The following is a 14,836-nucleotide window of genomic DNA, read 5'->3' on the forward strand; positions in this document are numbered from 1 at the left end:
AAATACAAAATCCTGCTTTTTAAGTGGGATTTTTTTTCCTCAACATGGTTCGATTAGACAAAAACGAGATTTCATTTCCTGATCCGGAACTTTATGACGGGCATGAAGGAGTTATAGCTTTTGGGGGTGATCTATCAGTAGACAGGATTTGGTTTGCTTATCAGTTGGGTATTTTTCCCTGGTACAATCCCGGGGAAGAGATTCTTTGGTGGAGTCCTGATCCGCGTTTTGTTTTATTTCCTAATGAATTAAAGGTTTCCAAATCGATGCGGAAAATACTCAACAGGGGTGTTTTCACATTTACTGAAAACAAGGATTTCAGGGGCGTGATCAAAAACTGCCAGGAAATAAGCAGAAGTGGCCAGTCGGGTACCTGGCTTTCTGATGAACTCATGGAATCGTTTATTAAACTTCACGAATATGGATTAGCAAAAAGCATCGAGGTGTGGAAAGATGAAGAATTGGTGGGTGGTTTTTATGGTCTTCAGATCGGGAATGTCTTTTGTGGCGAGAGCATGTTTGCGAAAGTAAGCAATGCTTCTAAAGCCGGTTTTATTCATTTTGTAGAAACCTACAAAGATCAGCTGGACCTTGTAGACTGCCAGTCTCATACCGAGCATCTGGAAAGTCTGGGAGCAAGGATGATTCCTAAAAAACAATTTTTACACCACTTACACAAAAAATAATGAAAGCAGAAAAAGAGAAATGGATTCTTTTAATTGTACTCACCCTTATTTGGGGATCCTCTTTTATTTTAATAAAAAAATCTTTAGAACATTATAATCCCTATCAGGTAGGAGCCCTTCGGGTTCTTATTGCAGGAATTATATTACTTCCGGTCGCGATTTCCAAATATAAATTGTTCCCGAAAAAACACTTGAAGTGGCTTATTTTAGCCGCAATCACCGGAAATTTCATTCCGATGTTCCTCTTCCCTATTGCGGAAACAGAAGTGAGCAGCAGTATTGCCGGGATCATCAATTCCATGATGCCTATTTTCGTGATTATTGTAGGGGCGCTGATATGGAAGTTCGATACGACAAAACAACAGATTATTGGCGTCTGTATTAGCTTTGCAGGAGTTTGTCTGCTGGCTTTCGGAGGTGATGACGAAGGAAAGTTTAAACTCATTCCTATCTTATTGCTTCTATTGGCCACCTTATGTTATGCAATAAGCACAACGACGGTGAAATCCAAACTTATGGAATTGTCTTCCGTTATTTTATCATCATTCGTATTCTCTTTCGTATTGTTTTTCCCTTCTATAATTGCTTTGGCATTAACCGGATTCTTTTCGGAATTTAGTTTTTCAGAAGATAATATGATGGGTCTTATGTTTGTAGGATTACTTTCCGTATTCGGAACTGGTCTGGCTATGACGATGAATTACAGACTACTGAAAGTATCTTCTCCTCTTTTTGCCTCTACGGTAACTTTATTGATGCCTATTGTTGCGATCATCTGGGGAATTTTAGATGGCGAATCTTTAACCTTTTTACAATTTGTAGGTGCAGCCATCATTATTGGAGGCTTGATCTTTTTAAGAACGAAACCCACTATAAAAAAATAAATCCTGCATTACTGCAGGATTTTTATTTTAAATAATCATTTACTGATTGTTAATTCTTTTTCTTCACTTTAGCTTTAGCCTTTTTAACCCCATCTTTTATAAAAGGATATTTTTTCTGCATATCCTGAACAAGAGTTGAGTCCAAGTCTAACGCCTGTTGAAGCGATTCAATTCCTTTTTCCTGTTCTCTCAGGTTGAAATAACAGTTGCTTAGCTGATAATACAATTCTGCTCTGTTGTGATTTTCTATTGCTTTATATAAAATCGTAACCGCTTCTTCATACTCACCCAAAAGCATTAATACTTCTGAATATGCATACCAATTGTAAAACCTTGAAGGCTCAGAAGCGACCAGTTTCTTTAAGCAAGAAAGGCTTTCTTCAAACTTTCCTGAATCGATGAACAAAAATGCCAATCTTTTCTGATAATCAAGATTGCTGTCGTTCAGGTGGGTTGCTTCTTTTGCAAAATGCAGTGCTTCTGCCATTCCGCCCATCTCTTCATATAAGTACGACTGCTCCATCATAGAAAGATAGAACTGAGGATCTTCTCTCAATGACTTCTGAAAAGAATTTAATGCCACGATCGGCTGTTTCAATGCTTTATAGCACAATCCGATTTTATAATAAGTAAATGCTTTCGTATATTCCAATTCAAGCATTTCCTCATAAACCTCGATTGCTTTCTTATATTGCCCTAAAGCCTCATAACAAGCAGACTTATTAGCATACACTCCCACAGAAGATGAATTGATCGCTAAAAGGTAATCAAACCCTTTGATCGCCTCCTCATAATTCTTTCTGTTGAAATAGAATTGTCCGTATTCATACCAAGCGGTCTCAGAATAAGAAAATTCATCTAAATATTCATTCAAAAAGGCAATAGCCTCCTCACTCTTTTTTAAATCATTAAAGCAGATCATACAGTTCTCCAACGCATATTCATCCGTTGGGTCTTCTTTCAATGCTTTTTTATAATGTATAAGAGCGTTGAAAGGATCTCCCAGGTTTACATATTCATCCGCGATAAAATTGTGAAGGAAGTTTTCTTCTTCTTTCAATTCTAATGCTTTTTTACAAATATCGATAGCCCTTCTAGGATTTCCCAAATTCGAATAATACTTGGCGTAACAAACTAAAAAGTCCGTGTGCTCCATGGATGAAGCCTTTAACTCGTCAATTAGTTCTTTTGCCGTATTATAATCTTCCCACTCCAACAGGACTTCAAGCTTTTTGATCTTGATGTCTAGTGAATTAGGATGAAGCTTTAGGCCATAAGTAACAGCATTATCTGCATAGTTAAAATCGCCCAGCTCCAGATAATAAACAATAATGTCTTCCAGTTCTTCTGTATCGAAATAGAATTCATCATTATTTTCAATCATTTCTTCGAACTTTTTTACAAGTTCATTTCCAAAATATTCTTCCAATATAGTGTCTACTCAGTCAGCCAATGCCCGAATTTTCTTGCGAACCTCGGCAAACTTATTTAATTAATATACTACTTCTGAAATTGTTATTCAAAATTACTGCAAATTTGCGACTTTTTTTTGAATTATGTTTTCGTAATTTTCTATCCTAAAGATAGTAAAAAGAAGAATATAATAAAAGAAATGTGGATAAAAAGAGGGATTCACATTAAATTAATACGACTAACCTTTTTCTGTTAGGAATTTCATTTTCCCAAATTGTTTTAATGTCTTTTAAATCAACGTTTTCCGTTTCCATTTTCAATTTTCCATCTGCTGCTGCCTGAAACATTTCGGGAATAATCTCTGTGAGTAATAATCTAAATTCCTCCGGAGACCAGCTTCCCAAACCGGAACCCGAAATCTGCAGGTCAGTACCCCTCAGGATTTGTGACGATAACTGAATGGTATCTCCACTCATTCCCCCTACAGAAACCAGCCTTGTTTTATGAGAAAAATTTCCATCTCCTTTTATGGCTGATAAAAGAAGCTCAACAGAATGCCCCCAGATATAATCCAGAACAACATCGATAGGAGTCTGATGATGGATATCTTTTATTCTTTGCTTAAAATCTTCATCATCCAATTTTAAAGAGATCACCTCATCGGCTCCCAATTCATGTAGAGATTTCAACGCGTCTTCATTTCTTCCGGTAACAATTATTTTTTTGGCTCCGTATAATTTCGCCACCTGAACGGCAATTTTACCTGTTACTCCTGTAGCCCCGTTAATAAGAACTGTTTCCCCTTCTTTTAACTGTGTTTTAAATTTCAGTCCCATTGCTGATCCCATTACTGCATTGGGTAATGCTGAGGCTATTGAAAAGTCTAATCCCTCGGGAACAGGAACGATCATTTTTTTGTCGGCTACCGCTTTTTCGGCTACGGTTCCTTTTTTACTGAAGAAATAGACTTTAGATCCGTCTTCCAATAATCCGGCGCCATCACTTCCGACAACAGTAGGTTTATGTTCCTCATTTGCCGTTGAATAATGTTTTCCGCTTGCCCTTGCTCTGTCGAGATGTTTGATAGACGCTGCTTTTACATAAATCAACTGTTCATTATCCTGAACTTCAGGATCAGGGAAATCTGCATATTGAGGAATTTCTCCTTTTTCAAATACTATTGCTGCTTTCATTCTATTTAATTTTTATACAAAATTATTCCTAAAGCGACTCGTTGTGCAATAACATTTGTAATCAGTTAAGCTCTTATTTTTCTTTCAGGATCTTACTTTTTATTCTGCTGAGATGCACCGTGGTAATTCCAAGATAAGATGCAATATAATGCTGAGGGACTCTTTTGATGATCTCTGGCTTTTCCCTTGTAAGATTGAGGTATCGTTGTTGTGGACTGTCTTTAATAAATGAAAAAAAATGTTTCATATAATCAAAAGTCCGCTCAAAAATGGAATCCATAAACCGGTCTCTTAATTGAGGATCTTCATAGATCTCAGCTAAAATTTTATCAACAGTAGGCTTGTCTATTTTCCACAACACGCAGGGTTCAATCGTTTCAAAAGAAACCATACTTGGCAATCCTTTTCTAAAGCTTTCCAGGGATGAAAACATGGTATTTTCCATAAAAAACTGGAATGTGATATCTTTTCCATCATTATTATACCAGGCCCGCGCCATTCCTTTTTCTACATAATAAGCATGTAAAGACACTTCATCTTCTTTCAAAAGGATTGTTTTTGCGGGAACTTCCATTCGTTTGAATTCTTTCACAAATTCTGCACATTTGGCTTTTGGAAAAGGAAATCTGTTTTTGAGGTGCTCAAACATTTTTTAAGTATAAAAAAGAACGGAACATAATGCCCCGTTCTTGTTATTTTTAAATCAAACTATTTATTTTTGCGATGATCTCATCTGCCAGCTGATCTGCTTCTTCCTGAGATTTAGCTTCAGTATATATTCTGATAATAGGTTCTGTATTCGATTTACGAAGGTGCACCCAATTATTTTCAAAATCTATTTTTACACCATCTATCGTAGAAACCTCTTCATTCTGATATTCCTTTTCCATTTTTGTTAAAATATCATCTACATTGATTTCAGGAGTCAGTTCAATTTTCTTCTTACCCATAAAATAACTTGGATAACCAGCTCTTAATTCTGAAACGGTCTTATTTTCTTTAGCTAAATAAGTAAGGAAAAGGGCTACACCAACCAATGAATCTCTTCCGTAATGCAAGTCAGGATAAATGATCCCTCCGTTTCCTTCACCTCCGATTACTGCATTTTTCTCTTTCATTAAGGTAACCACGTTTACCTCTCCTACAGCACTTGCGAAATATTCTGAATGATGATTTTGAGCGATATCTCTCAAAGCACGGCTTGAAGAAAGGTTTGAAATAGCCACCCCATTTTTATTCTTTAATAAATAATCTGCGATAGCTACCAGGGTATATTCTTCCCCGAACATTTCTCCTTTCTCATCGATCAGTGCCAATCTGTCTACATCCGGATCTACAACAACTCCGAAGTCAGCATTTTCTTTCTTCACCAATTCGCAGATATCTCCTAAATGCTCTTTTAATGGTTCAGGATTGTGAGGAAATTGTCCGTTGGGCTCACAGTATAGTTTTACCGTTTCACACCCTAGCTTGTCAAGCAACATTGGAATAGCAATTCCTCCTGTTGAGTTTACGGCGTCTAAAACAACTTTGAATTTTTTAGCTTTAATCGCTTCTACATCTACCATTGGTAAATCAAGGATCTGCTGAATATGAATATCAAAAGCATCATCTCTTGTTTCATATTTTCCTAAATCATCTACTTCTGCAAAATTGAAATCTTCGCTTTCAGCGATAGCCAACATTTCTGCTCCATTCTCACCACTGATGAATTCTCCTTTTTCGTTAAGTAATTTAAGTGCGTTCCATTGTTTTGGATTGTGAGAGGCGGTAAGGATAATCCCTCCGTCTGCCTTCAGTTCAGGCACCATGATTTCAACGGTTGGTGTTGTAGAAAGTCCAAGATCAACAACATTAATTCCTAAACCTTGTAATGTAGCCGTTACCAGAGAAGAAACCATTCCACCGGAAATTCTGGCGTCTCTTCCTATAACAAGCGTTAAATCTTTTTTGTTTTTATTATTCTGAAGCCAAGTTCCGAATGCTGAAGCGAACTTTACCACATCAAGTGGCGTCAAGTTATCATTCACTTTTCCTCCGATCGTTCCTCGGATTCCTGAAATACTTTTAATTAATGACATTGTGGGTCTTTTGTAAGTTTAAATTCTATTTAATATTTTGCTTAAGGCAAAGCAAAATTAGAAATTATTTACATGATTTGCATGACAAATTTATGAACAACCGCAATCTTTATCACAACCCCCGCCTTTAGAATTGAATTTTTTAGGGGCAAAGTTCTTCCTGATCACTCTAAATAAAGAGTAGCAGGCAAATCCCACGATTAATATTACGATTATGTATTGAAAAATTAATGAAGAGTTCATTATTTTAAAATTTGATAAATAAACATTGACACAAAGTATGCCAAACCAGTCATCATTACCACCTGAAAGCCAGTCCATTTCCAGCTTTTGGTTTCTCTGTAAACTACTGCAAGTGTAGAAACACACTGCATTGCAAATGCGTAAAACATAAGTACGGATATTCCTGTCGCAAAATTAAACACTTTCTCCCCATTTGGTTTTACATCATGTCTCATTTTATCTATTACTTTCATTTCAGGAGCATCATCATCCAAACTGTATAAAGTAGACATTGTTCCCACGAAAACTTCTCTGGCAACAAAACTGGTTATAATTCCAACGCCCATTTTCCAGTCATATCCCAATGGGGCAATTGCCGGCTCTATCGCTTTACCCATCTTTGCAAGATAGGAATGATCTAATTTTACATCAGTAGCGACCATCTGATTGGATTTTTGTGATGGGCCGAAATAACTTAAAAACCAAATAATGATACTCACAATAAAGATTATTTTCCCGGCTCCGGTGATAAAATCCCAAACTTTTCCTAACACCATTTTAAAGTCGTATCCGAAAAGTGGTTTTTTATAGGTTGGTAAATCCATTACCAGATAGGTCTTCCCTTTATCTTTAATAAATCTTTTAAGAATAGCAGCAGAAAATAAAGCAACAAGGAAACCTAATAAATACATTCCCATTAAAACAAGTGCCTTATATTTTATTCCTAAAAAGCTTTTGTCTGAAATGACCAATCCAATGATGATACTGTAAACAGGAAGTCTGGCAGAACAAGTCATAAATGGTGTTACCAAAATGGTTAACAATCTTTCTTTTACGTTTTCAATATTTCGGGTTGAGATCACTGCAGGAATAGCACAGGCTGTTCCCGAAACCAGCGGCACGATACTTTTTCCATTTAACCCAAAAGGACGTAAGAATCTATCCATCAGGAAAATAACCCTTGCCATATATCCTGAATCTTCCAATAAATATAAGAAGTAAAGTAAAATACCAATTTGTGGCGCAAAAACCATAATCCCTCCCAATCCAGGAATAATTCCGTTTGAAACTAAAGAATTAACTGGACCATCAGGAAGATGTTCGCCTGTAAATGCAGATAGCCATGAAAAGAAACTTTCAATCCAGTTCATAGGAAATTCTGCCAGAAAGAAAACGCTCTGGAATATGATTAGTAAGATAAACATGAAAACGACATATCCCCAGAATTTATGAACCAGAACCTTATCGAGTTTTTCCGTCAATAATTCTTTGAACTGAGGTTTTTTAGTGATAACATTTGCTAAAACCTTATCTATATTTTGATATCTTCTTACGGTTTCCTGAACCTGTAATCTTTTTGGAACTAAACTTTTAGCATCTGCTCCATTAAGCAGATCATTTATTGATTCTATTTTTCCAAGCCCTGGACCAGAAGATATACTCATCCATGCTTTATACTCATTATCAAAACCTTTGTGAGCCTTAATTTGAGAAATAAAATCTTTATGTTCGTTAGGTGTTTCAAAAGAAATGTGATCTCTTTTTTGAAAATCACTGTTGAAAACAGCTTCTCTTATTTCATCGATACCAATCTGCTCTTTGGCATTGGTCTGGATAATTTTAATATTTAAAGCTTCTGAAAATTGTTTGATATCAATATTAATCCCTCTTCTCTCTGCCTGGTCAATCTGATTAACCACCAAAATCATGGGAATTCCCAGATCCTGGATCTGCTGGAAAAGAAGAAGTCCTCTTTTTAAGCTTAGTGCTTCAAGAATATAAACTACTCCTGCATAATTCTTCTGTTCATCGATCAGAAATTTAGAAAAAATAGCCTCATCCTCGGAGCTTGGATAAATACTGTAAGAACCTGGTAGATCAATTACCTCAACCTCTTCATCTTTATACCTGTAGTTCCCGGAATAACTAGCTACAGTAACACCCGCATAATTTCCTGTTTTCTGCTTTTTATTGCAGAGTGTGTTGAAAACCGTAGATTTTCCCACATTAGGATTTCCTACTAAAAGGATCTGTTTTTTCGTATTTTCCTGCATTAATCCAAATCTTGTACAATGATATAATCTCCTTCTTCCTCTCTAAGAGCAATCCGGCTTTTCTCCTCTCCAAATTCAACATACATGGGACCATTAAACGGAGCCTGATACAAAATCCTAAAAACAGTTTCCGGTAAAAGTCCCATTTCTATAATTTTGTTCGGCATCTTTAGATGGTCATTATCATAGTCCAGTATTTTCCCCATTTTATTCTTAGGAAAACCGCTTAATTTATGTAGATCCTTCTCTTTCAAAGCCTGCTTTTTGTACATGCAAATGTACGCTATTTAAATTTAATCTAAATAACCTTTGGTTTAAAAAAAATAAACCCAAATGCTTAAAAAACATTTGGGTTCACTTGATAAAATATAATTTAGTTAGTTGAATGTCTATTTTTTCTTCTTGTCTGCTACCTCAACTTTTTCAATTGGGTTATCGTTGGCATTAAAGAATTCTTTGTATTGCTTTTCCTGCTTTTTCATCATATCTCCAAGTGTTCCGTCCATTCCTGGTATCGTCTTGGAAAGCATTTCCTGAGTCATCATAGGTCTCATGGTAGCAAAAGGATCCTTCTTAAAATCATTGTATGTTTTTTCAAACTTCTCTCTTGTCAGTTCATTTACTTTTCCTCCTTTCGCCTGCATTAGATTTTCAACATATGAATACTCTGTATAATCTTTTACTTTTTTATTTCCTTGAAGAACCCAAGAATAATCTTTAGCATCATCTTCTATTTTAACAATTAGTCCCGGAAGACCAGAAAACTTATAAGGTCCGTCCTGGAAGGGTAGATCAGTACTGAACCACGCCGTCCATTTTCTTCCTCCAAACTCTGTAGTCGCCTTTTGAGTGTTATATGCTCCTATCTTTTGTTTCTCATTCTGAATGTTCCAGTTAAATTTCGGTTCTTCATTATAGCCGATATTACTTGGTGTAAATCCACTGGCAATTTTATCCACATACTGAACTTTCATGCTCGGGTATGATTTATAGATCCTTGCTGAAAGTTTTGGCTGCTTAATCGTTTTTGAAAGGTCTTTCATCACGCCTGCCTTCTGCATTGCTTCTATTTCTATTTTCAGAATAGAATCCTGGGCGATGATCGTGTAATCTTGGTATATAGATCTGTTTTTGTCTGTAATATCCAATATAGTGACCACCTTATCAATCTTTGTAGAATCCTTTTTAGGTTTAAAGGTAAGTTCGTAAAAGAAACGGTTTGCAGTTTCTTTAGATTCCTGAGCATTTGCAACAGCAAAAAGAGCAATTAAAAATACTGAGAAGAGCTTTTTCATTGTAATAATGTTTACTTATTAGTTACCATTTCTATAAAAATGTTACAGTTTTTTTTGGTTTTAATCGTAACACTTTCATTTTAAGTTAATTGAAAAAAGTTTTCAAGCCTATTTGACAACACGCTAAGATTGATTTCAATATTGTTCTTGCTTCTTTATTTTGTTTTTTGAAAAGATTATTATTCTCTTAAAATGATATTCATACTAAAAGCTTTAACTTTAAATACCTAAAAACAAAAATTAATATGGACACCTTATCTCAATTAAAATCAGAACTCGATAACGAGTATCAGACGACCAGAAAGTTCTTCGACATTTATCCTGATGACAAAAATGATTTCGCTCCCCATGAAAAGAGCATGAAAATGAAACCTCTAGCCAATCACCTTGCCGACATTTTTGAATGGCCGAATACGATGCTGAAAACATCAGAACTGGATTTTGGCACCGCTGAGTATCCTACATTATCTTCTACAAAAGAAGATCTGTTGAAAAAATTAGATGACAACTTTAAATCAGGTATTGATGCATTAGAAAATGCAAAAGAAGAAGAGCTAGATTCCACCTGGGCTTTGAAAAACAACGGTCATGAATTGGCAAAGTGGACGAAGTATGCGTCAATCCGTCATAGTTTAAATCAAATAACCCATCACAGAGCACAACTTGGAGTGTATTACAGACTCAATGACATTCCATTACCTGGAAGTTATGGGCCATCTGCGGATGTACAGAGTTTTTAAAAATATTTTTAAATAAAAAAACCAATCTCTCGGGATTGGTTTTTTTTCTGTTTATTTTAGTTTATTATTTGAAGTTGAATTTTACGGTAAACATGACCTGACTTGGTCGGAGCTGAACTCTAGTGTAAGCAATGCTGTTAGTTGTTGCATTAATATTATAAGTTTCAAAAACCTTTCTATTCGCTATATTTAACCATTTCAGCTCAAAATCAATCTTCTTCTTGGCCCAGGTAAATTGGTAAGTTAAATCATAAAAAGCATTATGGTATTTTTGAGTTCCGTCACTCGTATTTACCTGATCCCAGTTAAATCCAATTGTGTGGTTTTCTATAGGATAAAAGAACAATCCTAAATTATGATTGAATCCCTCATTTATCCCCAGTCTCCCTCCATTATTTAACCCTATATTTTCTTGTTTATTTCTAGACAAATTAAGATTGTAATCTACACTCATCCAGCTAAAATAAGTGTTATTGAGTTTAAATCCGTAAGTCTGTGTATTGTTTTTATTTTGAAATTGATTTTCATTTAAAAAGGCGTCTGATTTAGCAACTGTATTACCATAGCTAATCGAAGCATTTGTTTTAAATTTTGGGAAGTATTTACCTACTTCAACACTAAATGCATTGTTTTTTGCATGATTTTCCTGTTCAATAAATTGCATTAATGTAAAACCTGTTGTTGGATCTAGGATAGGTGAAGAAAGTAAATTTTTCTTACTATCACTCAGTCTATAATTAAGGTTAAAGAATAGATTGTTCAGTGGATTTCTGTATTCAATTCGTGCTCCTGCCGATTTTGTATTCGTTTGTGGAATAGGATTGTTAGGACTCATTACGTTAAATCCTCCCGGACTGGTTAAAATATATCCTGCATATGCAGAGTTTACATCACCAAAATTATTACTGATATTTACATTTGCACTTGCTTTCCAAAAAGAAGCAAACGTATATTGTGCAAAAATATTAGGAGTAAAAGTCGTTTTATTTAACGATTTAGAAACACCTCTCAATCCATCTTCTGCCTTAATGTTATTTAAATTCACAGGAAAATTGGCAAATAAGCTCCAAGAATCAGATTTATAATTCACCCCGACTGAAGCTTTAGGTGTAATTTCTGTAAACCTTAAACTATTTTCATAAATAGGATCATTAAAATTAGGAGGAAGGTCATTTGGTATATCCGGATTTGGTATAGCAACCCCGCTAAAATTAGTATTTAGTTTATCTGTAGAAAAATCAATCCCAACTTCTGGTGTAAACGTCCAGCCTTTTGTTGAAAAGCTAATATTAGCAGAATGAGAAGTATCAAGCGTTTTAATTCTCATATTTTGTATTGCTCTACTACCTGGAGCAAAATTAATAGTTGTAATTGAATCAACAGCCGGATTTCTGTAAGGAAATTGTAAATAATTGGCTGGAGTTATTTCCAAGGTTTGCCTATCATCTTGGTAATTAATATATGATTTAAGATTAACCATTTTCTCCTTCCATGGGATAATTGTACTTAAAGAGTTTTGGAAAGAGGATGTCGGAGACTCTATTCCTTCATTTCCTAATCTTCCTCCTCTTGTTGCAACGGCTCTATCTGCATTCCAAAATTGACTAAAGCTGGTTGTATTTTTGAAAAATCCTTTTTTAGCATTTTTTGTAAAAATTAATTCTCCCTTTATTTTATCTGTATAATAATTATTTTTTGTACTTGTTACAACAGTAGATAAAACATTATTATCCGGAGAAAAATATTTGGTTTCAACATTATCTTCTCTTTCCACTGCATTATTTGTATAGTTTGCATTGGCCTTTAGTTCCCATTCTTTTTTCTTGTCAATATTGGTCAAATAATTAGCTGATAAATAATGTACATTATTCATTAAGTATCTTTTTACTGGTAAATTTGGTGTGGTTGCATTCTCAACATTCAACCAATCGTTTTGAGCTGCATTAATTCGTCGTCCCTCCCAACTATTCCCAAAGGCCAGAATATTTCCTTCATTTTCTACCTGCTCGCCCATGTTATTGGTTTTATAATTAACAACCCATTGGCTTTTCTGTCCAAAGAACATCGGTGTTAACTTCACATTCCACAGCCATGGATCTCCAAAACCGGTTCCGACTTCACCTCTACCTGTCATGGTAACCGAATTTTTTAGCTTAATATTAATGGCAGCCTGATCTGAAGGTACTTTGTCCTGAAGTATTTTTACGGGTTGGTGATTCTCAAGAACTTCAACTTTCTGCACCGCATCTTTTGGCAGCGAATTGTTTATCGTACCATATCCGCCTTCCATAAGGTCTTTTCCATTAACATAGAATTTATTGATAGCATTTCCCTGATAAAGAATCGTTCCATCTGTATTGACTTCAATTCCCGGGATCTTTTTCATCACGTCAGCAAGTGTTCTGTCACTTTTACTATCGAAAGCCTTAAGGTCATAGGCAATCGTGTCTCCTCTTGAGGTGATCATTTTGGTTTTAAGCTGGACTTCTTTGATTTCTGTCGCTTCGGACTCCATTTTAAAACTTAAAGTCTGATCGCTGTTGCTTATTTGTTTCGTTAGCGGTTTTTGATTAAATGCCTTTACTTTCAGATCTACATTGGATTCAGCTGAAGTAAAACTTACTTTATATTCTCCTTTTGAGTTGGTAATTCCATACGCTAAAATGGCATCTTTTCCAGGTTCTTCAACTGTTACACTTGCGCTTGGAATAGGAACACCATCTTCATCTGTGATCTTTCCGGTAACTGATTTCTGTGCATAGGTAAGTACAGAGAGAAAAATCATCAGAAACAAAGTAATATTCTTTTTCATATTCTAGTTATTTGCTTAATTAGTTATTGTTGTGTGTTTTTTGTTACATATGTATAGAGATGCATTTTAGAGGAATAAGTTAAACCGCTGCATTTCACTATGTTTTTAGTGATAATTTTTTTCGAAATTTTTCCTTTTCCAGATTTTACACTCAATTTGTTTCAGTATGAACAGATTATTTTTAGATTATTACTTACATCTTCATTTAATATTTATAGTTTTGTTTATTTCGACTAAATAAAACTGCGATAAGAGTTATAGATTAATAAAATCTTAAATGTTTTATTGTAAATATTTTATTAATAATTTTGTAACATAAAATTTATAAGAATGGGAGTCATTTTAAAGCCTATTGATATTGTAGACGACATCACCAAAGAGGAGTTCTTTGAAAAATATCTAAAGCCAAGAAGGCCAGTCGTTATTAAAAATATGGCAAAAAAATGGCCAGCTTATCAAAAATGGACGATGGAGTACATAAAAGAAGTAGTAGGAGATGTCGAAGTTCCTTTATATGATAGTTCAAAGGCTGATCCTTCCGCTCCTATAAATACGCCTACCACAAGAATGAAGTTCGTTGATTATATTGATCTTATCCAAAGAGAACCAACTGATCTGAGGATCTTCTTTTTTGATCCGATAAAATTTGCGAATAAACTACTGGAAGATTATATTTCTCCAAAAGATTTAATGGGCGGGTTCCTCGATAAATACCCTTCGATGTTTTTCGGAGGAAAAGGTTCTGTTACATTTTTACATTATGATATAGACTTACCTCATATTTTTCATACCCACTTCAATGGGCGGAAGCATGTGATCCTTTTTGAAAATAAGTGGAAAGAAAGATTATATAAGATTCCTTATACAACCTACGCACTGGAAGATTATGATATTGAAAATCCTGATTTCGAAAAGTTCCCTGCCCTGAATGGTATCGAAGGAATTGAATGTTTCCTTGAGCATGGTGACACCCTGTTTATGCCTACCGGATGGTGGCACTGGATGAAATATCTGGATGGAAGCTTCTCACTTTCTCTTAGAGCATGGGATAAATCCTGGGCTGTGAAAGCACATTCTATATGGAATCTTACTGTTCAGCGTAAATTTGACGATGTTATGAAAGTCAATTTCAAGAAAAAATACATGGACTGGAAGGAAAAGAAAGCTGTTAAAATAGCAGAAAGTGCATTAAAAAACAACTTACCAAAGTAACAACGATCCAACATAACAGGCGTACAGTTTTTCTAAAATTGTACGTTTTTTTTTGCGATATATTGATTGATAAAATAATCTCCCTGAAACTTGAGTTTGTCAATTTAATCCCTTTTATAAAAGCAAAACTCTTTATTTGTAAATTCTCATTAAATCTTGCAAATAAATAGCTATAATGCATAAATGTTGAATATTTCTCACATCCCAGAGTTTTTATCACACTGCTATTATCCTTATCCTACTA

The 14,836-nt window shown here is 34.9% G+C and carries 12 protein-coding genes; 4 read left to right on the forward strand and 8 right to left on the reverse strand.

Annotated features, from left to right (window positions below):
• Positions 1–44: 44 nt before the first annotated feature.
• Entirely contained in the window at positions 45–686 is a 642-nt protein-coding gene (gene aat, locus J7E44_RS11805; RefSeq protein WP_214829718.1) for a leucyl/phenylalanyl-tRNA--protein transferase, read from the forward strand.
• The gene (locus J7E44_RS11810) at positions 686–1,570 is read left to right on the forward strand and encodes a DMT family transporter (protein ID WP_214829720.1); all 885 of its coding nucleotides are present in this window, start codon (positions 686–688) and stop codon (positions 1,568–1,570) included. Before aat ends, J7E44_RS11810 begins: the two co-directional genes overlap by 1 nt.
• Before the next feature lie 49 nt (positions 1,571–1,619).
• Here the strand turns inward: J7E44_RS11810 and J7E44_RS11815 are convergent, their stop codons facing one another.
• The 7 genes from J7E44_RS11815 to J7E44_RS11845 all read right to left on the reverse strand — a co-directional run bounded on the left by J7E44_RS11815 (position 1,620) and on the right by J7E44_RS11845 (position 9,828).
• Positions 1,620–2,999 carry a tetratricopeptide repeat protein gene (locus J7E44_RS11815; protein ID WP_214829722.1) on the reverse strand — a complete coding sequence of 460 codons (1,380 nt, stop codon included), beginning with the start codon at positions 2,997–2,999 and terminating at the stop codon, positions 1,620–1,622.
• Positions 3,000–3,207: 208 nt separating this feature from the next.
• Entirely contained in the window at positions 3,208–4,176 is a 969-nt protein-coding gene (locus tag J7E44_RS11820) for a quinone oxidoreductase family protein (protein ID WP_214829724.1), read from the reverse strand.
• A 73-nt stretch (positions 4,177–4,249) separates the two neighbouring features.
• Positions 4,250–4,825 (reverse strand): Crp/Fnr family transcriptional regulator, encoded by a 576-nt coding sequence (locus J7E44_RS11825; protein WP_214829726.1) that lies wholly within the window; start codon positions 4,823–4,825, stop codon positions 4,250–4,252.
• A 49-nt stretch (positions 4,826–4,874) separates the two neighbouring features.
• Positions 4,875–6,257, reverse strand: a complete 1,383-nt coding sequence (gene glmM, locus J7E44_RS11830; RefSeq protein WP_214829728.1) for a phosphoglucosamine mutase — start codon at positions 6,255–6,257, stop codon at positions 4,875–4,877.
• 242 nt (positions 6,258–6,499) lie between these two features.
• Positions 6,500–8,533: a ferrous iron transport protein B gene (gene feoB, locus J7E44_RS11835; RefSeq protein WP_214829736.1), complete on the reverse strand. Its 2,034-nt coding sequence runs from the start codon at positions 8,531–8,533 to the stop codon at positions 6,500–6,502.
• Positions 8,533–8,787, reverse strand: a complete 255-nt coding sequence (locus J7E44_RS11840) for a FeoA family protein (RefSeq protein ID WP_285439764.1) — start codon at positions 8,785–8,787, stop codon at positions 8,533–8,535. Before J7E44_RS11840 ends, feoB begins: the two co-directional genes overlap by 1 nt.
• A gap of 135 nt (positions 8,788–8,922) precedes the next feature.
• On the reverse strand, positions 8,923–9,828 hold the full coding sequence (locus tag J7E44_RS11845) for a GLPGLI family protein (protein WP_214829740.1): 906 nt from the start codon (positions 9,826–9,828) through the stop codon (positions 8,923–8,925).
• A gap of 245 nt (positions 9,829–10,073) precedes the next feature.
• Between J7E44_RS11845 and J7E44_RS11850 the strand changes: the two genes are divergently transcribed.
• Positions 10,074–10,568 (forward strand): DinB family protein, encoded by a 495-nt coding sequence (locus J7E44_RS11850; RefSeq protein WP_214829743.1) that lies wholly within the window; start codon positions 10,074–10,076, stop codon positions 10,566–10,568.
• 64 nt (positions 10,569–10,632) lie between these two features.
• Here J7E44_RS11850 and J7E44_RS11855 read toward each other — a convergent pair whose 3' ends face one another.
• Positions 10,633–13,380 carry a carboxypeptidase-like regulatory domain-containing protein gene (locus tag J7E44_RS11855; protein ID WP_214829746.1) on the reverse strand — a complete coding sequence of 916 codons (2,748 nt, stop codon included), beginning with the start codon at positions 13,378–13,380 and terminating at the stop codon, positions 10,633–10,635.
• 330 nt (positions 13,381–13,710) lie between these two features.
• Between J7E44_RS11855 and J7E44_RS11860 the strand changes: the two genes are divergently transcribed.
• Complete coding sequence (locus J7E44_RS11860; protein ID WP_214829749.1) at positions 13,711–14,592, forward strand: cupin-like domain-containing protein; 882 nt, start codon at positions 13,711–13,713, stop codon at positions 14,590–14,592.
• Positions 14,593–14,836: the final 244 nt, after the last annotated feature.

The organism is Chryseobacterium sp. ISL-6 (assembly GCF_018613715.1).
Classification (GTDB): domain Bacteria; phylum Bacteroidota; class Bacteroidia; order Flavobacteriales; family Weeksellaceae; genus Chryseobacterium; species Chryseobacterium paludis.

What these genes read in the sequence shown, in the direction of transcription:
- aat (WP_214829718.1), top strand. Translation starts at nt 45, where the DNA reads ATGGTTCGATTAGACAAAAACGAGATTTCATTTCCTGATCCGGAACTT.
- J7E44_RS11810 (WP_214829720.1), top strand. Translation starts at nt 686, where the DNA reads ATGAAAGCAGAAAAAGAGAAATGGATTCTTTTAATTGTACTCACCCTT.
- J7E44_RS11820 (WP_214829724.1), bottom strand. Translation starts at nt 4,176, where the DNA reads ATGAAAGCAGCAATAGTATTTGAAAAAGGAGAAATTCCTCAATATGCA.
- J7E44_RS11825 (WP_214829726.1), bottom strand. Translation starts at nt 4,825, where the DNA reads ATGTTTGAGCACCTCAAAAACAGATTTCCTTTTCCAAAAGCCAAATGT.
- glmM (WP_214829728.1), bottom strand. Translation starts at nt 6,257, where the DNA reads ATGTCATTAATTAAAAGTATTTCAGGAATCCGAGGAACGATCGGAGGA.
- feoB (WP_214829736.1), bottom strand. Translation starts at nt 8,533, where the DNA reads ATGCAGGAAAATACGAAAAAACAGATCCTTTTAGTAGGAAATCCTAAT.
- J7E44_RS11845 (WP_214829740.1), bottom strand. Translation starts at nt 9,828, where the DNA reads ATGAAAAAGCTCTTCTCAGTATTTTTAATTGCTCTTTTTGCTGTTGCA.
- J7E44_RS11850 (WP_214829743.1), top strand. Translation starts at nt 10,074, where the DNA reads ATGGACACCTTATCTCAATTAAAATCAGAACTCGATAACGAGTATCAG.
- J7E44_RS11855 (WP_214829746.1), bottom strand. Translation starts at nt 13,380, where the DNA reads ATGAAAAAGAATATTACTTTGTTTCTGATGATTTTTCTCTCTGTACTT.
- J7E44_RS11860 (WP_214829749.1), top strand. Translation starts at nt 13,711, where the DNA reads ATGGGAGTCATTTTAAAGCCTATTGATATTGTAGACGACATCACCAAA.